We start from the raw sequence: 26,211 nt of genomic DNA, 5'->3' as shown, positions 1-26,211 counted from the left end.
GACCGAATCGTGTGCCGCGGCCGCCGGCGACGGCCGGCGCGTCGCGCGAACACCGGCCCCGGGAGCCGGGCGGGCACATCACATACCGATTGCCGTTACTTCGCACATCCGACGCGCTTCGACGACTCACTGTCGCGAGGTAGCGAGACCGACCCGCCGCGCTGTGCCCGGCAATAACGTCCGGACCTCGACTCTGCGCCGACGGCCACACCGGCCGGCCACCCGCTCTCGATTCCGGCGGCCACAGCAATAAGTTGAAGCTTCAACTCGATGACCGCAGGATGGCCAACGTCAGCACCAACCCGGTAGCGATTCCCACGACCGCCGTGATCACCCATACCGCCGAATGAGAGATATCGGCGACGCCCGCGCCGAGCAACACACAGGCCAGCAACGCCAGCGCTATGGAGCCGATATCCGTACCGGCGAACCGGCGACGACCGCCGGCCGGCCCGGCCGAGGCCCGGCGCCGATTCACCCGCATGCCGATCGAAGCAGCCCGGGCACGACCGCGCCCGGAACGGCTCGGAACCGCGTTATCCTTACGTCGGGCCACGGCCGACCTCCGGATCATGTCGTATCCACCGAACAACTGCCGGCCCGCTCTGCGGGCGAGATGCGATCTGCCATTTCGGATGGTAACCCCACCCGAGCGCGGCGCGCTGTCACTGTTCGATAACCATCCGACCAGGTGCGGACGGGTGGAGCAGGTGGTGTCGCACGACCCGTCCCGGGAACACGCACACGGCATGTTTCCGTGACCTCGACTCGGGACCGGCGCCCGGGAGTATCGCCCAGCGCAATCCTCCGCCGTATCCACACCTCGCGCCACCGCGAGGACAGCGGACGCCGCGACCGGCGACAGCCGACTGCCTGCCCACACCGACCCGGCCGGCACCGGACCCCACTTGTCGAACCGCGCGGCCGGGCTCACGCAGCATGTGTACGCCGAGCACCCCGGCAGGCGACCCACCCTGTCGCCGGCTCGGCCCGCGATTGACCAGAAAACCTAATGATGATAGATATCTAGAGGTTCGCCCGGCCGCCGGACCAGGGATATCCCGCCCAGTCCGGCAGGTTCGCCGGGCGCGCGGGCCGACTCCCGGGCCGCAGTCGACGAAAGGAATCGATATGCCGAACGCGGTCATCGTGGACGCCGTCCGTCTCGCCTCCGGTAAGGGGAAGGCGGGCGGAGCATTGTCCGCGACGCATCCGGTGGAATTGCTGGCGCATGTACTGCGCCGCCTGATCGACCGCACCGGAATCGATCCCGCCCAGGTCGACGACGTGATCGGTGGATGCGTACAGCAGGTCGGCGAGCAGGCACTCAATATCTCGCGCACGGCACTGCTCTCGGCCGGCTTTCCCGACTCGGTACCGGCCACGACCATCGACCGCCAATGCGGTTCCAGCCAGCAGGCCGCGCATTTCGCCGCCCAGGGCGTGCTCGCCGGGGCCTACGATATCGCCATCGCCTGCGGTGTCGAGTCGATGAGCCGGATTCCGATGGGCACCTCCCCGATCGGCCGGGACGCCGCCGGGCCCGGTATCGCCGCCCGCTACCCGGACGGTCTGGTGCACCAGGGCATCTCCGCCGAACTCATCGCGGCGAAATGGAAACTGGACCGGGAAACCCTCGACCGGTATTCCGCGCAATCCCACCAGCGCGCCGCGCACGCGAGCGCCGAGGGATGGTTCGACCGGGAGATCGTACCGATCGACGTGGTGAACACCGCCGGCGCCACCGTCTCGCACACCGTGGACGAGACCGTCCGCGCCGCGACCAGCACCGCGGGCCTCGCCGGTCTCGCCCCTTCGTTCCGCACCGACGAATTCGCGGCGCGCTTCCCGGAGGCGCGGTGGCAGATCACTCCCGGCAACTCCTCACCGCTCACCGACGGCGCGTCCGCTGTGCTGATCATGAGCGAAGAGGCAGCATCCCGGCTGGGGCTGCGCCCGCGAGCGCGTTTCCATTCCTTCGCGGTGGCCGGCGACGATCCGGTGTTCATGCTCACCGCGCCCATCCCCGCCACCCGGAAGGCGCTGGCCAAGGGCGGGCTCGGAATCGACGATATCGACGCCTACGAAGTGAACGAAGCGTTCGCGCCGGTGCCGCTGGCCTGGGCACACGAATTGGGCGCGGACCCGGCCCGGCTCAACCCGGTCGGTGGTGCCATCGCACTCGGGCATGCGCTCGGCTCGTCCGGGACGCGCCTGCTCACGACTCTGCTGAATCACCTGGAGCGGACGGGCGGCCGCTACGGCCTGCAAACGATGTGCGAAGGGGCCGGGATGGCCAATGCCACTGTGATCGAACGACTCTGAACTCGACTCCATCCGGATAGGAAGAACCATGCGTATCGAAGATACTGTCGCCGTCGTCACCGGCGGCGCCTCGGGACTCGGTCTGGCGACGACGAAGGCGCTGCTCACCGAAGGTGCTCGGATCGTCGTAGTCGATCTGCCCGCCTCCGCCGGCGCGAGTGTCGCCGCGGAACTCGGCGACCGGGTCCGTTTCGCCCCCGCCGATGTCACCGACGAAGCGGCGATCGCCGCGGCGCTCGATACCGCGGAGACCCTGGGACCGTTGCGGATCGCGGTGAACTGCGCCGGGATCGGCAATGCGATCAAGACCGTGAGCAAGCGCGGCGCGTTCCCGCTGGCCGAATTCACCAAGGTGATCAATGTGAACCTGGTGGGCAGCTTCAATGTGCTGCGGCTGGCCGCCGAACGTATCGCGAGGAACGAACCGGTCGGGGAGGAACGCGGTGTCATCGTCAATACCGCGTCGGTCGCCGCGTTCGAGGGGCAGATCGGACAGGCCGCCTACTCCGCCTCCAAGGGCGGCGTCGTCGGGATGACCCTGCCCATCGCCCGTGATCTGGCCTCGCTGCTGATCCGGGTCAACACCATCGCACCCGGGCTCTTCCGGACGCCGCTGCTCGGTTCGCTGCCCGAGGAAGCTCAGCAGTCTCTCGGGACGCAGGTTCCGCACCCGTCCCGGCTGGGCGATCCCGCCGAATACGGCGCGCTGGTCGCGCATATCGTGACGAACCCGATGATCAACGGTGAGACCATCCGCCTCGACGGGGCGATTCGGATGGCACCACGCTGATCGAGTCGGGCAAGTACCTGGGCGGTCTCCGAACGCGGGGGCCGCCCGGTTCGCTCGCATGATGACCGGGGAGTGGCTTGCCGCGGTCCGGTGACCGGCTACGGATATCCGCACGTTCCCGCGACCCCGACCGAATCCAGATCGGTTTCGAGACGATATGCGTCACTGATCGTATCGCCGACGAGCCCACCGAGGAGGGCCGACTCTGTCGGCAAGAGCCGGTCGAGCTGTGCTCGGATCCATTGCCGCCGTTCGGGACGACGCGAAGTCCGGCGCGGGAACGGCAGGAACCGGCCGCCGGGCGTCAGATACCCGCGCGGGCCGCGGCGTCGGGCGTGACGATTCCCGGCAACAAGAATTTCGTCAGCATTCGCCGGTGGTCGGGGTCGGAATCGGAACCGAAATCCATCCGGCCCACCAGGATCAGTTCCACCAGCGCGATCCACTGGCAGATCTCGGTATCGGTCCGGTCCTCGCGCACCTCACCGCGGGCGCGCGCCTCCTGGAGTACCGGCGCCCACATCTCTTCGGTGAGCCGGGCGGCGAGACCGGAACTGCCGACCAGTGCGGTGGCCAGATCCATATGCTCGGGGCTCACGATCAACCGCACCACCGGATCCTTGCGGCCGATGTTCACCAGATAGATCAGGCCGTCGACGACCTGTTCGGCGAAGGTTTCGCGTTTGCGCAGGAAAGTCCGGGCGCGGGTGAACATGGCCCGCGCCCGGACTTCGATCAACGCGGTGATCAGGCTGTCGCGGTCGCCGAAGTAGCGGTAGACGGTGGGCCGGGAGACATTGGCTTCCTTGGCGATATCGTCCATGGTCGTCTTGGCGACGCCCCAGCGCTCGAAAACCACCTCGGCGGCCGTGAGGATCTGGCGGCGCGCTTCCTCGGGGTCCTCGCTGAGGACGCTTCCGGTCCGCCGTCGAGCCATGTCCGCACCCCTCCTGTCCTGCACCCGGCAGGATGCCGAGACCGGTGAATGTTAGCAATCGGGATTTCGGTTACACGTCACCGAACAGATCGGGTAGACCCGCGGAGACCAGGTCGGGGAATCGAGGGGCACGTTTGTCCAGGAACGATTCGACGCCCTCCCGGACATCGCCGGACACTCCCCGCAGATAGATACCGAGCGAATCCGCGCGGTGGGCCACCTCGGGATCGCTCGCGCCCAGCATCCGCCACATCAGCCTGCGGGTCAGTGCGACGGAGACCGGCGAGGTCCCGTCGACGAGCTCACGGGCGAGTTCGAGCGCACGCTCGAGCACTCGGTCGACCGGCACGATCTCGCGCACCAGACCACGGCCCCGGGCTTCGTCCGCGCCGACCATGCGCCCGCTCAGGGTCCACTCCAGCGCGGTGGAGATACCGACGATCCGCGGGAGAAACCACGAGGAGCAAGCCTCGGGCACAAGGCCCCGCCGGGTGAAGACGAAGCCGAATTTCGCGGTTTCCGAGGCGATCCGGATATCGGCCGGCAGTGTCATGGTGACACCGACGCCGGCCGCCGGGCCGTTGATCGCCGCGATGATCGGTTTGGTGGACCGGTAGAAACGCAGTGCCACGAGCCCGCCCTGATCCGCCGGCGCGTCTCCGGTGGCGGGGTCCGCACCGAGCGCAAAGGTGTCACTGCCTGCGGCCAGATCCGCACCGGCACAGAACGCCCGGCCGGAACCGGTGAGCACCACCGCACGCACCGAATCGTCGGCGTCGATCTCGTCCATGGCGGTGAGCAACCGCTCGCACATCCGGTCGGTGAAGGCGTTGAGCCGATCCGGCCGGTGCAACCGCAGGATCGCGATCTCACCGTCCCGCTCGAGCATTACCGGGGAACTGTCCGGGGAATCGGTCATCGGGTTCAGCGCACCTTCTCGAATCGGTCCGCCACGTCACGGTATTCGTCGCGTACCGCGGTTTTGGACAGTTTGCCGTTGGGCAGCCGGGGCAGCGGTTCGGACCGGATCACCACATACCGGGGCACCTTGTAGTCGGCCATCAGCCGTTCGCAGTGCGCCACCACCGCCGCGGCGTCGATATCGGCGCCGGCGGTGACGATGGCGGCCGGTGTCTCGCCGAAGCGCTCGTCGGGCGCGGCGATCACCGCGACCTCCGCCACGCCGGCGAGTTCGCCGATCACCCGTTCGATCTCGACCGGCGAGATATTGATACCGCCGGTGATGATCAGATCCTTCATCCGATCGACGAACTTGATCCGGCCGTTCTCGTCGCGGGTGCCCAGATCGCCGCTGTGCAGCCAGCCGTCCCGCAATGCCTGCGCGGTGGACTGCGGATCGTTCCAATAGCCGGGGGTGACACCGGGTCCGCGGAGCACGATCTCACCCTCCTCGGCGGGGTCGGCTTCGGTACCGTCCGGGCGGATCACCTTCAACTCGCTGAAGATCGAGCCGGCACCACAGGTATCGGGATGGGTGAACGTCTCGGCGCGTTTGGTCGCGGTGGCGACGCCGCCCGCTTCGGTCATACCGTAGATCTGGCGCAGCTCGACCCCCTTGTCCGCCCAGGTCTTCAGCAGTGCCGGCGCGACGGCCGCGCCGCCGACGATGGCGGTGCGCAACGACGAGACATCGGTTTCGGCGAAGGCGGGAGTGCGCGCGATCGCCTCGAAGACCAATGGCACGCCGAACAGGGTGTTCACCCGGTGCTCGCCGATCAGCGCGACCGCCCGCTCGGGCCGCAATTCCTTCTCGACCACCAGCGTGTTACCCAGCACCACGGCCATGACCAGCCCCCACACCACGCCCGGCGTGAACACCAGCGGAAGCAGCAGCAGGGATGTCGATCCGGGGCGCAGGCCCTCCTCGGTGAGCGTGGCCTCGAAGACGATATCCAGCAGTGTCCGGTTGGTACAGATGACGCCCTTCGACAGACCGGTCGAACCGCTGGTGAACAACAGCGCGACCGGATCGTCCCGGTCGACGTCGATGCGGAAATCGTCGCGTTCCCCGGCCCGCAGGGCGGTGAACTCGTCGAAGAACCGCGCCGCGAAATCACGGCCCAGCTCCCGGGTCTGCGCGATCGGCTCGGCGAATTCGGCCGGCGCGACAGCCAGTACGGCACCGGAATCGTCGAGCACTTTGCGCAATTCGGCCGGTTTGAGCCGGGGGTTCAACGGCACCAGCACCGCGCCCGCCTTGAGCACCCCGAGCGCCAGTACCGGCCAGATCAGCGAGTTCGGGCCGAGTACGCCCACCCGCTCACCTGGGGAGATCCCGATATCGGCCAGCCGGCGGGCCACTCGACTCGACCAGTCCTGCAACTCCCGGTAGGTCAGTGCCTCGTCTTCGACGATCAGCGCCCGCTGGTCTCCTTTGGTCTCGGCCCACCAGCGCAGGGCCGATCCGATTGTCGCAGCCATCGTTGTCCTTCTTCTGTGAACGGCGTCGGGATGGTCCGCGGCTCAGGAAACCTCGGTGAAACCGCGGTCCTCGTCGAACCACATCGCGACCCGGGACAGGGTGCCGCCGTCCGTGGTGGGCAGGGTGACCCCGGAGATGTAGGCGGAATCGTCGGATACCAGGAACAGGGCGGCGCGGGCGTTGTCCAGCAGCGAGGGCGGGCGGTTCAGCTTCAGCGGAATCGGGGAAACCGCCGGTTCCCACGGTCCGGCGACCTCCTCGTAGGACTTGCCGACCACCGGGGTGCCGGCCGGGGCCAGGAAGTTCGGCGACATCCCGTGCGTGGGGGCGATGGCATTGACCCGAATACCGCGTTTGCCGAGGTCGAGGCTCAAACCGCGCACCAGGCCGTTGACACCGGCTTTGGTCGCCGAGTACATCGCGATGCTGTGATAGGCGGCGATCGAGGCGGCCGAGGAGGTCGCGAGGATGACCCCGCCGCCGTTGGCCTCGAGCGCCGGCACCGCCGCCTGTGCCGCGTACACAACGCCGCTGAGGTTGACGCCGAGGACATGGTGCCAGTCCGCTTCGGTGAGATCTTCGAAGGCGACCTGCTCGCCACCGGCCACCGACGGGACGCCGCCGCGGGAGACGACGCCCGCGTTGGCGAACATGATGTCGAGTTTTCCGAACTCGGCGACGGTCCGGGTCACCGCCTCGGTGATCTCGGCCTTCTTGCTGACATCGGCGACCAGGGCGATGGCTTCGCCGCCCTGTTCCCGCACCAGTTCGACGGTCCCCTTCGCGCGTTCCGGGTCGATATCGACCACCCCGATGCGCGCGCCCTCGGACGCGAACAGCTGGGCGGACTGCCGGCCGAGGCCGGAGCCGCCGCCCGTGATGATCGCGACCTTGTCCTGGAGTTTCATCTGCGAGCTCCTTTGCCCACGAAGTGACGGCCGGATCTCCGGCGTCGGTGATTCTGGATGATTCGAGTCGAGTGCACCGGTAGGGAGTCACGGTGCGAGCCGAGGCGTCCGGGGGACCGGTCGCCGTGTGACTCACGCTACAGAGCGAGCTGTGATACGTCAATCACGATTTGTAATTTGATAAGCATGCCCATCCGGGCACTCAGTTACCTGTCCACCGTGGCTCCCGTTTCGCCGCGAACGCACGCGGCCCTTCCTGGGCATCCGCACTGGACATGACCACTTTCGCGGCCGCGCGGTTCACCTCCCATTCCGCCGCCGACCAACCGGTGTCCGAGGCGGCACTCTCGTACAGCACCCTCTTGCTCTGCTGGACCGATAGCGGCGCGTTCGCGGCGATCACGCCCGCCAGCTCGAGGGCGACCGCCGGGGCGGTACCGGCCGGCGCGATCCTGTTGACCAGGCCCAGTTCGTATGCCCGAGCCGCCGAGATCGGCTCCCCGGTGAACGCGATCTCGGCGGCGACCTTGGCGGGCACCTGGCGGTGGATCCGGAGCAGGCCGCCCGCGGCGGCGAGCAGTCCCCGCCGGACCTCGGGCAATCCCAGCGTGGCGCTCTCGTCGATCACGGCGAGATCCGCGGCGAGCACGATCTCGGTACCGCCGCCGAGCGCGAACCCGTTGACCGCGGCGATCACCGGTTTATCGATCCGATGCCGCACGATTCCGGCGAAGTCCCATTCCCGATGATCCGGGTCGTAGATGCTCCGACCGGCGGCGATCTCCTTGAGATCCGCCCCCGCGCAGAATCCCCGTCCGGCGCCGGTGATCACCACGACCCGGACCTGCGGGTCGGTGGCGGCCCGCTCCAGCGCGGCTCCGGCCGCCGCCGACAGCGCCGCGTTCACGGCATTGAGGGCATCGGGGCGGTTCAGAGTGACAAGGGCGGTATGGTCGCGCACTTCGTACAGCGCCGAGGGCTGGGGTAAGGACACGGTTCCTCCTGAACGGACAACGCGGGGGCGTGGGTCAGAGATCGAGCACGAGACGAGGCGTCCGACTGCGGGAAACGCAGATCATCATGGCGTCGTTCGCCGCCTGCTCATCCTCGGTGAGTACGGAATCACGGTGTTCCGGGCGGCCGGCCAGGACGGCGACCTCACAGGTTCCGCAGGTGCCCTCCCGGCAGGAGAAGTCGACCTCGGCACCGCTGCGCTGCAGGGCGTCGAGCACCGACTCCGATTCCGCGACGGCCACCACCGTGCCGCTGCGTGCCAGTTCGACCTCGAAGGCGCCGGTGGCCGCCCCGGCGACTTCTTTGGGAGCGAACCGTTCGATATGCAGGGCGAGGTGATCGCGTTCCCGGCAACCGGCTTCGATCGCCTGGAGCAGCGGCTCCGGACCACAGCAGTACACCGCGGTACCCGGCTCGGCGCCGTCCAGCGCGGTCGCCAGATCGAGCAGGCCGTATTCGTCCTGCGGATTCACCCGGACCTGTTCGGGATACGCGCTCGCCAGATCGGCGGCGAAGGCCATACTCCCCCGCGACCGACCGCCGTACAGTAATCGCCACGACCGTCCTCGTCCGGCAAGCGAACGCAGCATCGGCAGCAACGGAGTGATGCCGATCCCGCCGGCGACGAACAGGTACGACGGGGCCTCCACCAGTGTGAAGTTGTTGCGAGGTCCACCGACTTCGAGCAGATCGCCGACTTCCAGCTTGTCGTGGACGTAGACCGATCCGCCTCGCCCGTCGGATTCCCGGAGCACCGCGACACACAGCGACGACCGGTCCCCGGGATCGCCACACAGCGAATACTGCCGGGTGATGTCACCCAGGACGAGATCGATATGAGCGCCGGGCTCCCACTCCGGCACCGTGGTGCCGTCCGGTTCGGCGAGCGTCACGGTGACGACACCGTCCGCGGCCGATTCCTTACCGACCACACACATCCGGCGGGTCGCCCGACTATCGCTCATCACCGCTCCCGTCCACTGATTTCCGCTTCATTAAATCTTATGGCTTTAGATTATCCGATAGCAAGGGCCATGTGATCGGATTGCCCACCGGAGCCCTTGCGATAGTAAAACTAATGTTGTTAGCTAAACAACGAGACGAAAGGAGCCGCGTGGATGGATACGACCGCGCCGCCGAGCGGATCGGTACTGGACCTCTTCTCCCTGACCGGACGCGTAGCCGTGGTCACCGGGGCGGGCAGCGGGCTCGGTGCCGGATTCGCCCACGCGCTGGCCGAGGCGGGCGCCGATATCGTGGTCGCGGGACGGCGGCGTGACAACCTCGAGCAGGTGGCCGCCGGCGTCACCGCCCGGGGGCGCCGCTGCCTGGTGGTACCGACCGATATCACCGACCCCGGCCAGTGCGAGGCATTGGCGCACGCCGCCGTCGCGGAGTTCGGCCGGCTCGATGCGCTGGTCAACAATGCGGGTGTCACGCATACCGCACCGGCCACCCGGGAGAATCCCGGCGACTACCGGAATGTGCTCGAGGTCAACCTGTTCGGCGCGTATTGGATGGCGCGGGCATGTGCGCGGGTGATGGCGCCGGGATCGAGCATCGTCAATATCGCGAGCATGCTCGGGTTGATCAAATCGGTCCTGCCGCAGGCCGCCTACGCGTCCAGCAAGGCGGGACTCATCGGGCTCACGCGCGATCTCTCGAACCAGTGGGCCGGGCGAAAAGGGATCCGGGTCAATGCGATAGCGCCGGGATTCGTCGATACCGACATGATCGGCGAGATGTCCCGCGACACCCTCGACGCATTCCTCCGGGACTGCCCACTCGGCCGCACCGCCACCCAGCGCGAGATCGATACCGCGGTGGTATTTCTCGTCGGCCCGGCTTCCGGCTACATCACCGGATCCACCCTTGCCGTCGACGGCGGCACCTCCGGTCACTGAGCAGCAGAGGAGCTCTCGCATATGACCTCGACCAGCACTGTTGTCCGCCTGCGGGGCGCGGGCGTCGGACTCGTCGCCGAACGCTTCGATCCCGCGGCGGACGCGGGCCGCGGCACCGTGCTGCTCCTGCACGGCGGCGGGCAGACCCGGCATTCCTGGCGGCGCACCGGCCTCCATCTCGCTAACGACGGCTGGTGCGCGCTGACCCTGGACGCCCGCGGCCACGGTGACAGCGACTGGGCCGCGGACGGCGACTATTCCCTGGCCGCCCATGCCCGGGACCTGGTCTCCGTGGTCGCGGATCTCGGGCAGTCGCCCGTCGTGGTCGGCGCCTCGATGGGCGGGATGGCCGGACTCCTCGCCCAGGGCGCGCATCCGGACCTGGCCCGCGCGCTCGTGCTGGTCGACATCACCCCGGTTGCCGAAACGAACGGCGTGGACCGGGTCACCACCTTCATGCGTAACGGCCTGTCCGGTTTCGATTCGCTCGACGCGGCCGCCGCGGCCGTCGCCGCGTACAACCCGCACCGGCCACGCCCGCCACGTCCGGACGGACTGCGCAAGAATCTGCGGCTGCGGGACGGCCGCTGGTACTGGCACTGGGACCCGCGGGTGATCAGCCATCGCGACAACGGTCCCGACCGGGCCGAGCTCCGGGAACAGCGGGCGCGTGCGGCGGCGCGGCGGATCACGGTGCCCACCCTGCTGATCCAGGGACGGCAGTCGGATGTGGTGGGGCCCGAGGGTGTCCGGGATCTGCTGGAGTCGATTCCGCACGCCCGCCATATCGGCGTCGACGGGGCCGGACATATGGTCGGCGGTGACGACAACGATGTGCTGACCGAGGGACTGCTCGCCTTCCTCGACGAGTCGGTGGCACCTCCCCGGCTCCGACCGTCCGCACGATACGATCAACCTCACGACGCTAGGTAAATCGCCTGGCGACCCGAGCGGAAAGCCACCTATGCCTCGCCCGTCGCAACCGCTGATCAGCCGCTCCTCGGTGGTGGCGGCCTCCATCGAGATCATCGACACCGAGGGCCTGGACGCGTTCAGTCTGCCACGGCTGGCCAAACACCTGGGTGTACGCGCCCCCTCGCTGTACCACCATTTCGCGGACAAATCGGAGATCCTGGCCGCCGTCGCCCGCCAGATCGCCGGGGCGGGCAGTATTCCGCGCCGCAAGCCCGGGCCGGATTGGCCGGAGTTCTTCGTCGCGCTGGCGATGAATCTGCGCCGCTCGATTCTGCGTCATCGCAATGCCGCGCCGATCCTGCTGCAGTACCTGCCCCGGGACCTGCTCATCAGCACCTACGAGGAAACGGCGCGTTTCCTCGCGGATTCGGGGGTACCGGCCCATCTGCACGTCCAGATCCTCGACGGGATGGAGCGGATCACCGTGGGTGCCGCACTCACCGAGGCGATGCGCGGGCCCAGTACCCGGACCACGATCTTCCCGAATGTCGACGCGGCATCCCAGCCGGTGCTGGCCGACGCGCTGGCGGAGAACACCAAGACCTCGAAGCAGTTGTTCGAGGAAATGGTGCGCAGCTTCCTGCACGGCGTGATGCGCGACGCGGAGATCGCGGTGCCGGCCAACGCCGCGTCCGCCTGATCCCGAAACGAACTCGGCCGGTACGAGAGAGGATTCCTCGTACCGGCCGATCCGGCGCAGTGTCGGCTCCCGCGCGGGTACGCGGTCGCTATTGCGCGGGCGCCGGCATATGAACCGTTTTCGTCTCGAAGAACTCCGCCAGCCCCTCGACGCCGCCTTCCCGGCCCATACCGGACTGCTTGTAGCCACCGAACGGCAGGGTGAAATCGATGACCGATCCGTTGACACTCACGGTCCCGGTCCGAATCCGCTGGGCCAGTGCGTAACCGCGTTCCAGATCCTCGGTGTACACCGCACCGGACAGGCCGTAGATCGAATCGTTGGCGAGCGCCACCGCATCGTCCTCGTCCTCATAGGTGATGAGCGAGATGACCGGTCCGAACACTTCTTCCTGAGCGATCCGCATATCGTTGCGCACCCCGTCGATCAGTGTGGGGGCGACGAAGTAGCCCTGATCCAGCCCCTCCGGACGCCCGCCGCCGGTGAGAACGGTGGCGCCGTCCCGTACCGCGGCATCGATGTAGTCCTGCACGCGTTCCCGGTGACGCGCTCCGGCGAGCGGGCCGAGGAAATTCTCCGGTGCCCACGGATTGCCCATCGGCAGTGCGGAATAGGCCGCCGACAGCGCCGCGGCGACCTCGTCGTGGCGCTTTCGCGATACCAGTACGCGGGTCAGCGCGATACACGCCTGCCCCGACTGCATACAGCCACCCATCGGCAGCGACTGCAGGACGTGGTCCAGATCCGCGTCGTCCAGGATGACGGCCGCGGATTTACCACCCAGTTCCAGCGAGACCCGGGCGATCCGCTCCCCGGCCAGTGCGGCGATCCGCCGCCCGGCCACGGTCGAGCCGGTGAAGGTGATGTGGTCGACGCCGGGGTTGGTGACCAGGGTCTCCGACACCTCGCGGTCGGCGATGAGTACGCTCACCACCCCTTCCGGAATCCGGCCCTCGGCCACGAGTTCGGCGATCACATCGGCGAACACCGCCGGAGACAGCGGTGCGTCCGGGGCACCCTTGAGGATCACCGAGCACCCCGCCGCGAGCGCGGGCGCGACCTTGAACGCGATCGTCCCGATGGGACCGTTCCACGGGATGATCGCCGCGACGACACCCGTGGGTTCGGACAGGATGCGCGAGATCCCACCGTCGGCGCGCGGCCGGTCCTCGCGTACCGCGAAGGTACGGGCTTCTTCTGCGACGGCGCGGAACAGCGCCGCGGTCATCTGCTGGGTACCGGCACTGACCGTCACCGGTATCCCCACCTCGAGAACGCCGATGGTGGTGAGTTCGTCCTGCCGCTGTGCGAGCCGGTTCGCGATCTCGTCGATCACCTCGGCTCGTTCGGCCATGGACTTTCCGGCCCAGACCCCGGAGTCGAACGATCGCCGGGCCGCGTCCACCGCGTCCCGGACATCGCGCTCGGTGGCGCTGCGGATACGGGCGGCGGTCTGCTCACTCCACGGATCGACCAGTTCGATCCATTCGTCGCCGGCGGAATCGGTCCAGCGGCCGCCAATGAAGACCTGCTCGCGGTCGGCTACCGGCGGTGCGGAAAGAGTGGTGTCGGTGGTTGTCACGGCAAAGGCCTTTCTCAGCGGTTGTTGTAGCCGGCGTCGACGGGCAGGGTGACGCCGGTGATGTAGCGGGCTTCGTCGGAGGCGAGAAAGACCAGCGCATTGGAGATATCGATCGCCTCGACCAGCTCGACCGGCATCGGGTTCTTGTACGCATCGTCGTTGGCCACATCGGGGTTCGCGTTGACGAACGCGCCGTACTCGGCATTGGCGACCATCGGCGTATTCACCCCGGTCGGATGGATGGTGTTGACGCGGATGAAGTGTTTCGCGAGTTGTTTCGAATACAGCCGCATGAGCCCGACGACCCCATGTTTGGCGGCCGAGTAACCGGCCTGCCCCGGGAATGTGCTCAAGCCGATACTGCGCAGCCCGGCGGCGGAGCTGGTGATCGCGATGGAACCGCCTTCGCCACGCTCGATCATGGCCGGCACGGTGACTTCCAAGGTATGCCAGACGCCGGTGAGCATGGTGTCGACGGCGTCGTGCCAGGCCTGCGGCTCACTCCCCTTGTCCAGGACCGGCATGATGCCGGCATTGGCGACCACGGTGTCGACATGGCCGAACTGCGCGAGACCGGCATCGTAGGCACGCTGGATATCCGCTCGATCCCGGACGTCGCCGATATTGGTGACGATCCGGCCACCCGCCTTCTCGACGAGGCGCACGGTTTCGGCGAGATCCTCTTCGGTGGCCATCGGGTAGAACACCGAGGGGATCTGCGCGCAGATATCCATCCCGATGATCGCGGCCCCTTCTTCGGCCAGCCGGACGGCGTGCGATCGCCCTTGGCCGCGCGCCACACCGGTGATGAACGCGACCTTGCCGTCGAGACGATTCATGAATTTCTCTTTCTCGCTGAGTTTTCGAAGTGCTCGGTGCCGGGGGCGGAATTTCCCCGGCCGAACCGGCCGCTCGCTGCAGTCGCGGACGGGGCGCCGATGCCGAGAGGCTGTGAGTGGCGTCACAACAAAGTACTGCGGGAGATCGCTTCGGTCAACACCGAACAGAAAACGTTTTTTATCTCATGTACCAGAGATGCCGAACAGCGTATGCGTTTCCTCCTGCTCGAAGGACAGCAGCCGCAACATCCGGACAGCGCGCTCCCGCGCGGGGTCCACCCGGATAAGCGCCACCTGCGCCCCGGCGGCGCGCATCTCACCAAGGGCACGCACCAGTAGCGCCGAGCCGAGTCCACGCCCACGTGCCCGCGGCGCAACGGCGGCGACCCGGATCCGGATACCACGGAATTCGGCGTAGGGCACCGTCCGCTCGTCGAACCGGACCAGCCCGGCCGGACCGTCCGCGTCCCGTACGGCGATGACCCGACCCGCCCCGGATACCGATGCCGCGCCGGGCGAATCCGGCAGTACCGACGCCGCGAACTCCGCGGCGTCGGCCCACCCCTCGGCAGAGTGCGATTCCGGTATGCCGAGCCCGGCGTCGACCTCGTCGAGCGGCACGGCCCAGGGCCCGGACAGATGCCGCACCAGCGTCCACTGCCGGTCGACCGCGGCGATACCGAATCGCGCGGCGAGCCGTTCGGTGGCGGGATGGGTGCCGTAGGCCCAGGCGCGCAATATCCGCGCACCCGTCCCGCACCAGCCGCCCGCAGCGGCGGTGTCCAGACCCAGCTCTTCGACGAGCAGGGTGGCGATACCGCGCGACCGGTAGTCCGGATGCACCACGAATCGCACAGTGCCCCGCCCGTCCGGATCCACCCGCAGGTTCAGATAGGCCACGGTCACCCACGGGGCGTCGGCGTGCACACTCGAGTCGCGCCGGGCCCGAACGGGCAGGTGAGCGATGTGGACGCCCTCGCGCGCACGTTCGGCCGGGACGCTCGCGCCGACGGTGGAGAAACCCGCCTCGGCATCGCATTCGGCCGCGGTGCCGACCAGCGCGGTTACCTGCGCGAGTTCCTCGGCGTCCAGTTCGGGGCGCCACCGGTAAGAGATCATCCGTACTCCTCGACGAGCGGAATATGCCAATAAATCTAACGGTAGTCGGTTTCCGGGGCAATGCCCGAGCTTTACAGCTAAAACTAACTAGTTTAGATTTAAGCAAGGATCGGCGGCGGTCACGCCGTCGCGCACCAGATTGGAGGTAACCCGATGACCGAGGTCGGAGCACCCCGCGAGGAGCGCATTCGCCGCACCCTCGACCACCTGCGTAACGACACCACCGACGAGTTCGAACACACCACCTGGTTCGAACCGGAGGAGTTCACCGATACCGCGGTCGCCAAGCGCGAACGCGATCTGGTCTTCGGCCGGGTGCCCAGCATCGTCGCGCACGGTTCCGAAATTCCGCGCGCCGGCGATTTCTTCACCCTGCAACTGCCCCGGAACAACGTGATCGTGGTCCGGCAGCGCGACGGCAGCGTCAAAACCCTGGTCAACCTGTGCCGCCACCGCGGAGCGATGGTCGAGAAGGAGGAGAAGGGCCGGTGCCGGTTGTTCTCCTGCCCCTACCACCGCTGGTCCTACGACACCGACGGCAGTCTGCGCACCATCACCCGCGACAACACCTTCGGTGAGGCCGAACGGGCGGAGATGGGCCTCGTCGCACTACCCACCGAGGAACGCCACGGCTTCGTCTGGGTGATCGACGACGCCGACGCCGAGATCGACGTCGCCGCCTGGCTCGGGCCCGCGATGGACGCGGTCCTGGCGTCCTACAACCTCGAATCGCTGGTCACAGTGCAAGGAGAGGGTTTCGACGAGCCGGTGAACTGGAAGATCATGCAGGACGCGTTCCTGGACGGGTATCACATCCAGTACGCGCACCCCAATACCGCCGCCAAGCATATCCACACCAATGTGCTGGCCTTCGACGATTTCGGCCGGCACTGCCGCTTCATCGCCCCGCGCAAATCGATCGATCGCTGGATCGAGGAGGATCCCGGCGACCGCAGCCTCGCGAACCACGTCACCGAGACCCACTTCCTGCTGCCCAACAGCACCCTGTTGCGCCAGCCCGACCACTTCCAGCTGCTCACCTTCCGACCCCACCCGACCGACCCGCAGCGCAGCCGGATGGAGATGCGGCTGATCGTGCCCAAGGTGGAGGACACCGAGATGACCGAGGAGCGCTGGACCCGGCTGTGGGACAAGAACTGGGAGATCCTGCTGGCCGTCCTGCACGCCGAGGATTTTCCGCTGCTGCGCGATTCCCAGGTGAGTATGGCCAGCGCGAACGCCGGACGAATGATATTGGGCCGCAACGAAGTCGCCAATCAGGTGTTCCGCCGCGGCGTACAGCAACTGCTCACCCAGCCCTGAGACCTCGAGAACCAAGGAGACCCGACCGTGGAGAGCGATCTCTTCGACGACGACCACGAGCTCTTCCGCGCCGCCGTACGCGGATTCGTCGACAAATACGTCGTGCCGAATATGGAGAAGTGGGACGCGCAGCGTCTCATCGACCGCGATACCTGGCTCGCCGCCGGCCGCCAGGGCATCCTCGGCCTGTCCGTACCGGAGGAATTCGGCGGCCCCGCCGAAACCGACTACCGCTACCGCGTGATCATCCAGGAGGAGATCGCCCGCGCCGGCGCCTCGGCGCTACAGTCCGGTTTCTCCACCAACGACGATATCGTCCTCAACTATCTGCTCCGCCACGCCACCGACGAACAGCGCCGCCGCTGGCTCCCGGGTTTCGTCAGCGGGCAGACCATCGGCGCCATCGCGATGAGCGAGCCCGGCGCGGGCAGCGATCTGCGCGCCGCCACCACCACCGCGGTCCCCGACGGCGACGAATGGATCATCAACGGCGCCAAAACCTTTATCACCAGCGGTATCCTCGCCGATCTGGTGATCGTATTCGCCAAAACCGACCCCGATGCCGGGTCCAAGGGGTTCAGCCTGTTCGTGGTCGAGGACGGTACCGCCGGTTTCACCCGCGGCCGCAAACTCGACAAGGTCGGCCTGCACGCCCAGGACACCGCGGAACTGTTCTTCGACAAGGTCGGGGTACCGGCCGCGAACCTGCTCGGCGAGCGGGGCGCCGGATTCGCCTACCTCATGCAGTCGCTGCCCCTGGAACGCCTCGGTATAGCTATCGCGGGCCAGGTTTCGGCCGAAGCGGTATTCGGCTGGACCATGGACTACGTGCAGGAGCGCCGGGCGTTCGGCAAACGGATCGGCGAATTCCAGGGCATGGGGTTCGATCTCGCGGAACTGCGCACCGCCGTGGAGGTCTCCCGCGCCTACCTCGACCGCTGCGTCCGGGAACACAACCGCGGCACGCTCACCGCGGTCGACGCGGCGAAGGCCAAGCTCTGGGCGACGGAACTGCAGAGCCGGGTCATCGACGCGGGCGTCCAGTATCACGGCGGCTACGGCTACATGATGGAGTACCCGGTCGCGCGGGCGTATCTCGATCACCGGATCCAGCGGATCTACGGCGGTACGAACGAGATCATGAAGGAGATCATCCACCGCGACCTGATGAAGGGCTGACCGATCCGCGGCCTTCACCCACACCGACGGCCGTGCCGTACCGATGTGCCCGCTGTCCGGCCGCCGGTACGGCCGCCCGCGTCTCGGCCCACGACGCTGTCCGATGAAGGTGTCCTGACTACTGGTCCAGCGCCGCTCCACCGCGTGCCGTCTCGGCCGGACAGCCTGTCGCCGGGGCAGGTACACAGCTGAGTGGTGAGACATACGTCCCGTTGCACGGCGCGGCGTCCATATGCCCTGCGCTCAGCGAACCTGCCAGCTGTCGATGCTGTGACCTGCGCCGGGACTTCCTCGAGGGCAGAACGAGCCGGGTGACTTCACCGGCGTGGGTGGTCCGTTCGACTTTCTGTTGTGTGACGTGGCATTTTATGCCCTCTCCGGCGGACCAATAGCGTCGGATTCCATGAATTGGAGTTTTCATTCGGCGGAAGAACTCACGGCCGCCCTGCATTCCGGTGACGTCACCTCGGTGGAACTGACCGACGAGGCGATCGCTCGCATCGAGCGCGACGACGAGGCGATCAACGCGATCTGTGTACCGGATTTCGACCGTGCGCGGACCGCCGCACGCGCTGCCGACCAGGCGCGCGCCCGCGGCGAGAATCGGCCGCTGCTCGGCATTCCGGTGACGGTGAAGGAGTCCTACGACATCGCCGGGCTACCCACGACCTGGGGCATACCGCAGCACGCGAACTACGTACCGGCCGAAGACGCGGTCCAGGTATCGCGGTTGAAGGCCGCCGGCGCGGTGATCCTCGGGAAGACCAACGTGCCGGAGATCCTGCGAGATATCCAGAGCTTCAACGAGATCTACGGCACCACCAACAATCCGTGGGATCACAGCCGCACATCTGGTGGATCCTCCGGCGGTTCGGCGGCGGCCCTGGCGACCGGATTCGGCGCGCTGTCCATCGGCTCCGACCTCGCCGGTTCGCTGCGCACCCCCGCGCATTTCTGCGGAATCTACGCGCACAAGCCGACCCTGGGGCTGGCGGCGACCCGGGGTATGGTCGCGCCGCCCGGCCCGGCCCGGCCGGTCGACCTCGACCTCGCCGTCGTCGGCCCGATGGCGCGCACCGCCCGCGACCTCACGCTGCTGCTCGACGTGATGGCCGGACCGGACCCGCTGACCCACGGCCTCGCCTACGACATCGCGCTGCCGCCCGCGCGCCACGAGCAGCTGTCGGACTTCCGGGTCCTGGTCATCGAGGACCATCCGCTCATTCCGACCGGATCGGCGGTGCGGGCCGGCGTGAACCGGGTCGTCGAGGCACTCGTCGACGAGGGCGTCCGCGTCGAACGCCACAGCCCACTGCTGCCCGATCTGACCGAAGCGGCGACGCTCTACATGCTGCTGATGCTGTCGAACGCCGCCGCGGGTCTTCCCGTCGACGTGTACGAACAGCTGCGGACCCGAGCCGCCGCCCTGAGCACGGACGACCGGAGTCTCGATGCGGCGCGGCTGCGCGGCATGGTGCTCAGCCACCGCGGCTGGGTCGAGGCGAACAGCCGTCGCGAACTCCACCGCCACAGCTGGCGGCAGCTCTTCGCCGAGTTCGATGTCGTGGTCTGCCCCATCACGCCCACTCCCGCCTTCCCACACAACCACGACGGAGGTCTGGAGGACCGGCACATCGATATCGACGGCGTCGAGTATCCGTACTTCGACCAGCTCGTCTGGGCCGGTGTGGCCACCATGCCCGGCCTGCCCGCCACCGCCGTCCCGGCGGGCCGCTCGCCCGAGGGGCTCCCGGTAGGAGTGCAGCTCATCGGTCCGATGTTCGAGGACCGCACCCCGCTGCGGCTGGCCGAACTGCTCGAACAGAAGATCGGCGGCTTCCGGGCACCGGAATAGAGCGTATTACCCGAAGGTGCGATGGGACGAGGCGCGGAGGTTCCCTTCCTCCGGTGGTCGAAAGGGCTTCGCGGCCCGGCAGAGTCGTCGGACAACCGCGTCGTGCGCCGGACCGTTTCGGGCACATCGACCAGCGGCTCAGCACATGACGACGTTGAGCGCGAGACCGCCGGTCGAGGTTTCCTTGTACTTGTCGGACATATCGAGTCCGGTCTGGCGCATGGTCTCGATGACCGTATCGAGGGAGACGACATGCTTTCCGTCGCCGTTGAGCGCCATCCTGGCCGCGCTCAGGGCGGTCACCGCGGCGATCCCGTTCCGTTCGATACACGGGATCTGCACGAGGCCCCCGACCGGATCACAGGTCGAGCCGAGATGGTGCTCCATCGCGATCTCGGCGGCGTACTCGACCTGGGCGGGCGTGCCGCCCAGGACAGCGCACAGACCCCCGCCGCCATGGCGCACGCCGAGCCGACCTCGCCCTGGCAACCGGCCTCGGCGCCGGAGATCGAGGCCGGTCGCCTTGATATGAAGTGATCCGCCTCACATGTTGTCAGAATCTCCGGTCGCGCGGTGTCTTGTGCCCGAACCCCTCGAACGAAGGAGACAGCATGACCGGGCACATCGATGTGGTCGTGATCGGCGGCGGATACGCCGGTGTCATGGCGGCCAATCGCCTGACACAGCGCGACGACGTGGCAGTGACGCTGATCAACCCGCGCGCGGGTTTCGTCGAGCGGGTCCGCCTGCACCAGGTCGTGGGCGGGTCGCACCAGGCGGTCGTCGACTACCGGAAGATCCTGGGCGAGCGCGTCCGGCTGGTGGTGGACACCGCGGAACGGATCGACGCGGCGGGGCAGAGAGTGACGTTGGCGGGCGGGGGCACGGTCGGCTACGACTATCTGATCTACGCGGTGGGCAGTGGCAGCGCCCACGCGACGGTGTCCGGGGCGACCGAGTTCGCCTACCCGGTCGGCGGCCTGGAGGAGGCGCAGCGGCTGCGGCCGGTCCTCGAGGCCGCACCCGCCACGGCCGCGGTGACAGTCGTCGGAGCCGGTTCGACCGGTATCGAGGTCGCCGCCGAGCTGGCCGAGCAGGGCCGCGTCGTGACGCTGGTGTGCGGCGGGATACTCGGCCCGTATCTGCACCCACGCGTTCGGCGCTCGGTGGCCGGGCGGCTGACCGATCTCGGCGTGACCGTGCTCGAAGGCGGCGAGGCCAGGGTGACGGCGGTGACCCGCGCTACCGTCGAACTCAGCGGCGGGAGCACACTGCCGAGCGCGGTGACCATCTGGACGGCGGGGTTCAGTGTGCCGGACCTGGCCACCCGGAGCGGGTTGAGCACCGACGCCGTGGGTCGCCTCCGCACCGACGAGACGTTGACCAGCGTGGACGATATGCGCATCGTCGCGGCCGGGGATTCGGCGGCACCGTCGGACCTGCCGCTGCGGATGAGCTGCCAGACCGCGCGTCCACTGGGTGCGCACGCCGCCGACACGGTGCTGGCCCGGATCGCGGGTGCCCGGCCCGCGGACATCAACATAGGGTTCTTCGGCCAGTGCATCGCCCTGGGCCGCCGCGCCGCGGCTCTGCAATTCGCCGCCGAGGACGACACCGCGAACAGGTTCTCCCTCGGCGGTCGCCTCGCTGCCGGTATCAAGGAACGCGCCTGCCGTAGCACGGTCAAGGAATTGATCGATGAGGCCGCCGAGCCCGGCTCGTTCACCTGGGGGTTCAAGGACGACAAGCGTCGGCAGCTGCTGCGGGCACAGCGCAGCGCGGCCGTCCACCACTGAACCCACAGTTCAGCCGAGCATTCGCGGTCGGTGGGTTCGGCACCGAACCCACCGACCTGAGCAAGGAGAAACCCATGAACCTCACCCTGTGGATTGCGACCGGACTGCTGGCCGCGGTCGCCCTGGGCGGCGGCATCAGCAAAACGTTCGTCCCCAAGGAGAAATTGGCCGCGCACGACGGCGGAAAATGGACCCGAGACGCCGGCGTCGGTTTCGTCAGAACACTCGGAGTCCTGGAGCTCCTGGCCGCGATAGGCCTGATCCTGCCCGCGGTACTCGATATCGCACCGGTCATGGTGCCGGTCACCGCCGTCTGCTGGGCTGTGCTCATGGTCGGCGCCATGATCACCCACGGTCGCCTCGGTCAATACAAACTCGTGGCCCTGAACTCGGTCTATCTCGTGCTGGCGGTATTCATCGCCTGGGGCCGCTTCGTCATCGAACCTTTCACCGGCTGACCGAAGACATTACCGACGAACGAGACACATTCCTGTGCCTACACAATTGACCAACATCGACAACCGGCGCATGCCGCGAAAGGGTGGAGCCGAGCAATGAGCGACCACGCGACCAACCCGGCAACGGAAGCTTTTCTCGCCCACCGCAACCTGCTCTTCACCGTCGCCTACGAGATGCTCGGATCGGCGGCCGATGCCGAAGACGTCCTCCAGGAAACCTGGCTGCGCTGGGTGAAGGTCGAGCTGGGACAAGTGAGCGAACCGCGTGCCTACCTGGTCCGGATCACTACCCGGCAAGCGCTCAACCGGCTGCGCACCATGAAGCGTCGCAGGGAGTCCTACGTCGGACCCTGGCTCCCCGAACCGCTGCTCACCGCCCCGGATACGACCCAGGACGTCGAGCTCGCCGAGAGCATGTCGATGGCGCTCATGCTCGTCCTCGAAACACTGTCGCCGACCGAGCGCGCCATCTTCGTACTGCGCGAGGCATTCGGAATCGACTACGACGAGATCGCGGCCGCCGTCGGTAAGACTCCCGCAGCCGTCCACCAGATCGCCCACCGAGCCCGCCGCCACGTCGAGGCCCGCCGCCCACGCCGAGCGGTCACCCCGAACCAGACCCGCGCAGTGCTGGAGGCGTTCCAGCGCGCGCTGGAAACCCAGGACCTGCAGAGCCTGCTCGACGTGCTCGCCCCCGATGTCGTCGTCCTCAGCGACGGCGGGGGCATCAAGCAGGCCGCGCTGCGGCCGATCATCGGCGCCGACAAGGTGATCCGCTTCTTCGTCGGTGGTCTCGCGAAAACCGATGCCGCCCTCACCGTCGGCCCGACAGTCGTCAACGGGAACCCGGCACTGGCCTTCCACCTGGACGGCGAGCTCGACGGCGTCATGGCGGCCAGTATCGAGGACGGCCGCATCACGGGCCTCTACTTCGTTCGCAACCCGGAGAAACTGACCCACGTCGAATCCGAGACCCCGCTCACCCTGCGATGAATGACCACGGCCGCGTACCGTCTCGGGCTGCGCGGTCGCGCCTATGCGCCGGATCCCCCGTCGATCCGAATCACTGTGCCGCGCTCGCGAAGGAGGTCGCTGTAATAGCGGCGTCGTTCCGCAAGAAGCGCGGTGACATCGTCGTCGGTCACCGCGGGAGGTCCCAGCGCTCGGGGTCCGCTGTCCACCAGGGGGACCGAGAGGATCGTTCTCGAGCACTATTCCGGATCCCCGAGCCGCTTGGCATCCTCGGGATGGGCTCGGGCCCACGAGCGCTTGGCTCTGACCATGGAGCGCACCCACTCGTCATCGCCGCGTAGCTCTTCGAGGATGTTCAGGGGCACTGTCTTGTTATGGGCAACCCGGACTCGCATCTCGGGGAACCGCGCGATCACCTCTCGCCACGTCTGCTCGGACGCCTCTTCATGAGCCGCTCGATTGTACTCGGCAGGGTCTTCGCTGCAGCGAAGCCGAACGAACTCCTCGGCCGACTCGATCATGACGGTATCTTCGCACGACAGTCGACCGCACCGACCAGATCGCCCGGCGCGCTGATCGGTGACCGCGCCGCCCGCGCCGACGCGAGGGTGACCTGCCGGACCGGAGCAGATCCGAGCGCACCGGCGACCTGACCGCCTGGCTGCTTCCATGGATAGAGACAACGGTGTTTCTCGATTCCGCCGGCAGTGGGTGCCGGTTTCAAGATCGAGCGACCGTGAATTCCGGCGGCACGGTGGCGGCCAGGTCTCCGGTCCGGCAGGGCGAGACCTTTCGGTCCGGGCAGTCAGGATTTCTTGTCAGCCCAGTCCCGAATCGCCTTCCGCGGCGAGGATCTGCTCGACCAGGATGTCGGCATGCCCTGCGTGGCGGGCGAGTTCTTCGATCATGTGTGCGCAGATCCAGGAGAAGCTGACCGTGCCGCGACGATAATGCACGAAGACCTCGTCATCGGTCACGGTCCGCGCGATCGCCCGGGACCGTGCCGCAGCGGCCTCGTACTCGGCGATGACTTGGGCCAGTGTTTGTCCCTGTGGGACAGTCCAGCCATTGTCGTCACCGCGTGCGTAGCCGTCGCACTGGGATTCGTCGAGTCTGCCGATGGTGCGCTGGAACCATACGCGCTCGGCAGCGGCGCAATGCTTGATCAGCCCGATCGGAGTCGTCAGTGACGGGACCATCCGTCGGCGACTCTGTTCGTCGGTGAGAGGTTCTACTGCGCGGATCAGTGCTTGCCGGTTGGAGTCGAGGACCTTCTCCCAGTCTCTGCGCGCCACACGGTCAGGATAAATGGCCGAGCCACATGGTGACCGGATGCCCACGTCGGAGCGGTCGGAATTCGCGGACAACAACCGTGTTCGATTTCAGGGTGCCGCCGAAATTCGTGACAATCCCCATCGGGATCGATGGACCCGGCCAACCGCCGAGGAGTGATCACAGAGGCTGCCGATCAGGAGATGCCCAGCAGCCCAGCATGGCCGACTGCGGGCGTGTTCGGTGAGCCGGATCGGTTCGTGGGCGGCGCATTCGACGGCGAAATCGGATCGGCGGCAGTGGTTTCCGCTGCGGAGTGTGATGTACCGAGGTGCAGGACTGGCCGATTCGATCTCCCGATGTAGCTGCGCGGCCGATTTCACCGCGGCGATCACCGGTCGACCAGCAAGGCACCCGACCACGGACACCGGTCCTCCACCGAGCGTGGACCGTCCGGTCCGTCCACTATGCGCAACCCGCAGATGTGTTCGGCGATACGGCCCCGCGTCAACGGGATCAGCACTGACTCTCGGCGCGTATGAAAGCCGGGACAGAACACCGCCGTGAGCTCGAAACTGCAGAAACGGGGAGGCCCGAGCATGCAACGGCGGGGTATTCGCGGTCGGCCACCGCACACGCACAAGTCTTCGTCCAGGACGCGGATGCCGGTCCACGGGCACGGTGTGGGGAGGTTGCGCCGATGCTCGGCAAGTACACCGTGGCGGACGGGTGCGGAGTGTAGGCAGTGTTGCCGTCGGCACATTTCACCAGCCGGTCCCCGCGGGGTCCACAGTTGCAGCGTCGCGGCCATCGCCTGATTCCCGGTACGGCGCGGCAATGGTGGTTTCTCGCTGTGCGTCGTCGATGTCTCCCTGGTGTAATCCCGTTGAGGAGCGACCGGCGCCGGGGCCGTTCATCGGCCGATCGTGTGCGACATCCGACTCCGCTGATTTCTGTTTCACCCGGCGCCGGTGCTGAATCGAAGCTATGACCCTGCAACCTCCGGAGACCAGGAAGTTGCGAATAGTTGCGATAATTCTGTGCTGCGCAATCACGCTTGTTGCGCGCTCTGGCGCAGCTTGACACCTCCACAACCTCTGGAGAAGATGGTCAGCCGTATCAGGCGCAATAGGATGGCAGGGGACCCGCAATGCGGATTACCTTCGTAGCCAAAGATCCCACTTCGAATCCGACGGGATCACCGACCCTCTACCGAACCGACCGCGGTTCCTGGGTCGTGCAAGGTTGGGTGGTCGACGATCCCGAAGTGATTGCCCGAATGGGTATCCCTGCGGGTGAGTCGTGTGTCGAGATCCCGGACAGGTTGGTTCCATTCTTCGGGCAGGGAGACAGTGACATCGATCAGTGACGGCGAGTTCGAACGGCTACTGACCGCGTTCGATACATCGTCGGTCCACCTCGAAACGCGAGACGCCTACGGAACAGCAGTCGAATTGCCGCATATGGCGCAGTGGGCCGCCGGCGAGCCGGATGACCTGGAATGGCTACAGGACTGGTGTTCGACAGTGCGTGCGCATGTATCGGCAGGCCGGACCGTGCGGCGGGCACGGATCGTGTCGGAGCCGTTGAGCGACTATCAGCGATGGTCACGCAGCATTGCACACCCGATGGTCGACGCTGGTGAGGATATCCGCTGGGTGCCGCGACGGACTGCGTCGTCGACACTGCTACCGGGAAACGACTTCTACCTGTTCGATGACAGGCTGGTCGTTTTCCTACACTACGCGGGTAACGGTCTCGGTCCCCTCCCCCGGTAACCGGCTCGACCGGGGGAATACCGATCGAAAACCGCAATGCTGTGACAACCGTTGCGGCGCATTTCCACCGGGAACCACCCGTCGCCGCACAACCCCCTGGTG

24 protein-coding genes and 1 pseudogene are annotated in these 26,211 nt (G+C 67.2%); 12 read left to right on the top strand and 13 right to left on the bottom strand.

All coding sequences use genetic code 11. From position 1 onward, the window contains the following. Window positions 1-262: 262 nt before the first annotated feature. Window positions 263-556 carry a hypothetical protein gene (locus ACWEWT_RS00125; protein ID WP_452554545.1) on the bottom strand — a complete coding sequence of 98 codons (294 nt, stop codon included), beginning with the start codon at window positions 554-556 and terminating at the stop codon, window positions 263-265. Between the two features lie 575 nt (window positions 557-1,131). Between ACWEWT_RS00125 and ACWEWT_RS00120 the strand changes: the two genes are divergently transcribed. Beyond that, a complete protein-coding gene (locus ACWEWT_RS00120; RefSeq protein WP_452554543.1) occupies window positions 1,132-2,325 on the top strand; it encodes a thiolase family protein in 1,194 nt (397 codons plus the stop codon). Between the two features lie 28 nt (window positions 2,326-2,353). Further along, on the top strand, window positions 2,354-3,115 hold the full coding sequence (locus tag ACWEWT_RS00115; protein ID WP_452554541.1) for a 3-hydroxyacyl-CoA dehydrogenase: 762 nt from the start codon (window positions 2,354-2,356) through the stop codon (window positions 3,113-3,115). A 304-nt stretch (window positions 3,116-3,419) separates the two neighbouring features. Here ACWEWT_RS00115 and ACWEWT_RS00110 read toward each other — a convergent pair whose 3' ends face one another. From ACWEWT_RS00110 to ACWEWT_RS00085, 6 genes are all read right to left on the bottom strand, one after another. Continuing rightward, window positions 3,420-4,052 carry a TetR/AcrR family transcriptional regulator gene (locus tag ACWEWT_RS00110; protein WP_452554539.1) on the bottom strand — a complete coding sequence of 211 codons (633 nt, stop codon included), beginning with the start codon at window positions 4,050-4,052 and terminating at the stop codon, window positions 3,420-3,422. A 70-nt stretch (window positions 4,053-4,122) separates the two neighbouring features. Further along, a complete protein-coding gene (locus ACWEWT_RS00105) occupies window positions 4,123-4,971 on the bottom strand; it encodes an enoyl-CoA hydratase-related protein (protein WP_452554537.1) in 849 nt (282 codons plus the stop codon). Window positions 4,972-4,976: 5 nt separating this feature from the next. Next, the gene (locus ACWEWT_RS00100; RefSeq protein WP_452554536.1) at window positions 4,977-6,494 is read right to left on the bottom strand and encodes a class I adenylate-forming enzyme family protein; all 1,518 of its coding nucleotides are present in this window, start codon (window positions 6,492-6,494) and stop codon (window positions 4,977-4,979) included. A gap of 42 nt (window positions 6,495-6,536) precedes the next feature. Next, window positions 6,537-7,403, bottom strand: a complete 867-nt coding sequence (locus tag ACWEWT_RS00095) for an SDR family NAD(P)-dependent oxidoreductase (protein ID WP_452554534.1) — start codon at window positions 7,401-7,403, stop codon at window positions 6,537-6,539. 202 nt (window positions 7,404-7,605) lie between these two features. After that, the gene (locus ACWEWT_RS00090; protein ID WP_452554532.1) at window positions 7,606-8,397 is read right to left on the bottom strand and encodes an enoyl-CoA hydratase-related protein; all 792 of its coding nucleotides are present in this window, start codon (window positions 8,395-8,397) and stop codon (window positions 7,606-7,608) included. Window positions 8,398-8,431: 34 nt separating this feature from the next. After that, window positions 8,432-9,382, bottom strand: a complete 951-nt coding sequence (locus ACWEWT_RS00085) for a PDR/VanB family oxidoreductase (RefSeq protein ID WP_452554530.1) — start codon at window positions 9,380-9,382, stop codon at window positions 8,432-8,434. A gap of 153 nt (window positions 9,383-9,535) precedes the next feature. Here ACWEWT_RS00085 and ACWEWT_RS00080 point away from each other — a divergent pair, with 153 nt between their 5' ends. Genes ACWEWT_RS00080 through ACWEWT_RS00070 form a run of 3 tightly spaced genes read left to right on the top strand, consistent with a single transcriptional unit; the run spans window position 9,536 to window position 11,936 of the window. Continuing rightward, the gene (locus ACWEWT_RS00080) at window positions 9,536-10,321 is read left to right on the top strand and encodes an SDR family NAD(P)-dependent oxidoreductase (protein WP_452554528.1); all 786 of its coding nucleotides are present in this window, start codon (window positions 9,536-9,538) and stop codon (window positions 10,319-10,321) included. Between the two features lie 21 nt (window positions 10,322-10,342). Further along, window positions 10,343-11,254, top strand: coding sequence for an alpha/beta fold hydrolase (locus tag ACWEWT_RS00075; RefSeq protein WP_452554526.1), 912 nt, complete (start codon window positions 10,343-10,345; stop codon window positions 11,252-11,254). 31 nt (window positions 11,255-11,285) lie between these two features. Beyond that, window positions 11,286-11,936 carry a TetR family transcriptional regulator gene (locus tag ACWEWT_RS00070; RefSeq protein WP_452554524.1) on the top strand — a complete coding sequence of 217 codons (651 nt, stop codon included), beginning with the start codon at window positions 11,286-11,288 and terminating at the stop codon, window positions 11,934-11,936. Window positions 11,937-12,024: 88 nt separating this feature from the next. Here ACWEWT_RS00070 and ACWEWT_RS00065 read toward each other — a convergent pair whose 3' ends face one another. The 3 genes from ACWEWT_RS00065 to ACWEWT_RS00055 all read right to left on the bottom strand — a co-directional run bounded on the left by ACWEWT_RS00065 (window position 12,025) and on the right by ACWEWT_RS00055 (window position 15,476). Next, window positions 12,025-13,518, bottom strand: a complete 1,494-nt coding sequence (locus tag ACWEWT_RS00065) for an aldehyde dehydrogenase (RefSeq protein ID WP_452554522.1) — start codon at window positions 13,516-13,518, stop codon at window positions 12,025-12,027. Window positions 13,519-13,532: 14 nt separating this feature from the next. Then, on the bottom strand, window positions 13,533-14,357 hold the full coding sequence (locus ACWEWT_RS00060) for a mycofactocin-coupled SDR family oxidoreductase (protein WP_452554520.1): 825 nt from the start codon (window positions 14,355-14,357) through the stop codon (window positions 13,533-13,535). Window positions 14,358-14,540: 183 nt separating this feature from the next. Continuing rightward, window positions 14,541-15,476 (bottom strand): GNAT family N-acetyltransferase, encoded by a 936-nt coding sequence (locus tag ACWEWT_RS00055; RefSeq protein ID WP_452554518.1) that lies wholly within the window; start codon window positions 15,474-15,476, stop codon window positions 14,541-14,543. A gap of 153 nt (window positions 15,477-15,629) precedes the next feature. Between ACWEWT_RS00055 and ACWEWT_RS00050 the strand changes: the two genes are divergently transcribed. The 3 genes from ACWEWT_RS00050 (at window position 15,630) to ACWEWT_RS00040 (ending at window position 19,833) form a co-directional block, all read left to right on the top strand. Next, the gene (locus ACWEWT_RS00050; protein WP_452554516.1) at window positions 15,630-16,799 is read left to right on the top strand and encodes an aromatic ring-hydroxylating oxygenase subunit alpha; all 1,170 of its coding nucleotides are present in this window, start codon (window positions 15,630-15,632) and stop codon (window positions 16,797-16,799) included. 27 nt (window positions 16,800-16,826) lie between these two features. Then, window positions 16,827-17,978, top strand: coding sequence for an acyl-CoA dehydrogenase family protein (locus tag ACWEWT_RS00045; RefSeq protein WP_452554514.1), 1,152 nt, complete (start codon window positions 16,827-16,829; stop codon window positions 17,976-17,978). Window positions 17,979-18,381: 403 nt separating this feature from the next. After that, window positions 18,382-19,833 (top strand): amidase, encoded by a 1,452-nt coding sequence (locus tag ACWEWT_RS00040; protein WP_452554512.1) that lies wholly within the window; start codon window positions 18,382-18,384, stop codon window positions 19,831-19,833. Window positions 19,834-19,971: 138 nt separating this feature from the next. On the opposite strand, the pseudogene ACWEWT_RS00035 reads toward ACWEWT_RS00040, so the two are convergent. Next, window positions 19,972-20,351: pseudogene (locus tag ACWEWT_RS00035) on the bottom strand (L-serine ammonia-lyase, iron-sulfur-dependent, subunit alpha); the annotation flags it as partial. A gap of 93 nt (window positions 20,352-20,444) precedes the next feature. On the opposite strand from ACWEWT_RS00035, the gene ACWEWT_RS00030 reads away from it, so the two are divergent. The 3 genes from ACWEWT_RS00030 (at window position 20,445) to ACWEWT_RS00020 (ending at window position 23,080) form a co-directional block, all read left to right on the top strand. Then, window positions 20,445-21,629, top strand: a complete 1,185-nt coding sequence (locus ACWEWT_RS00030; protein ID WP_452554510.1) for an NAD(P)/FAD-dependent oxidoreductase — start codon at window positions 20,445-20,447, stop codon at window positions 21,627-21,629. 74 nt (window positions 21,630-21,703) lie between these two features. Beyond that, a complete protein-coding gene (locus ACWEWT_RS00025; RefSeq protein ID WP_452554508.1) occupies window positions 21,704-22,087 on the top strand; it encodes a DoxX family protein in 384 nt (127 codons plus the stop codon). Window positions 22,088-22,183: 96 nt separating this feature from the next. Then, window positions 22,184-23,080, top strand: coding sequence for an RNA polymerase sigma-70 factor (locus ACWEWT_RS00020; RefSeq protein ID WP_452554507.1), 897 nt, complete (start codon window positions 22,184-22,186; stop codon window positions 23,078-23,080). A 218-nt stretch (window positions 23,081-23,298) separates the two neighbouring features. Here the strand turns inward: ACWEWT_RS00020 and ACWEWT_RS00015 are convergent, their stop codons facing one another. Both ACWEWT_RS00015 and ACWEWT_RS00010 read right to left on the bottom strand, forming a co-directional pair. After that, window positions 23,299-23,580: a hypothetical protein gene (locus ACWEWT_RS00015; RefSeq protein WP_452554505.1), complete on the bottom strand. Its 282-nt coding sequence runs from the start codon at window positions 23,578-23,580 to the stop codon at window positions 23,299-23,301. A gap of 297 nt (window positions 23,581-23,877) precedes the next feature. Beyond that, window positions 23,878-24,354 (bottom strand): DinB family protein, encoded by a 477-nt coding sequence (locus ACWEWT_RS00010; RefSeq protein WP_452554503.1) that lies wholly within the window; start codon window positions 24,352-24,354, stop codon window positions 23,878-23,880. A 1,329-nt stretch (window positions 24,355-25,683) separates the two neighbouring features. Between ACWEWT_RS00010 and ACWEWT_RS00005 the strand changes: the two genes are divergently transcribed. Then, entirely contained in the window at window positions 25,684-26,109 is a 426-nt protein-coding gene (locus ACWEWT_RS00005) for a DUF6879 family protein (protein WP_452554501.1), read from the top strand. Window positions 26,110-26,211 lie beyond the last annotated feature (102 nt).

It is taken from the genome of Nocardia sp. NPDC003963 (assembly GCF_053605105.1).
This window is presented reverse-complemented; position numbering and strand designations above follow the sequence as displayed.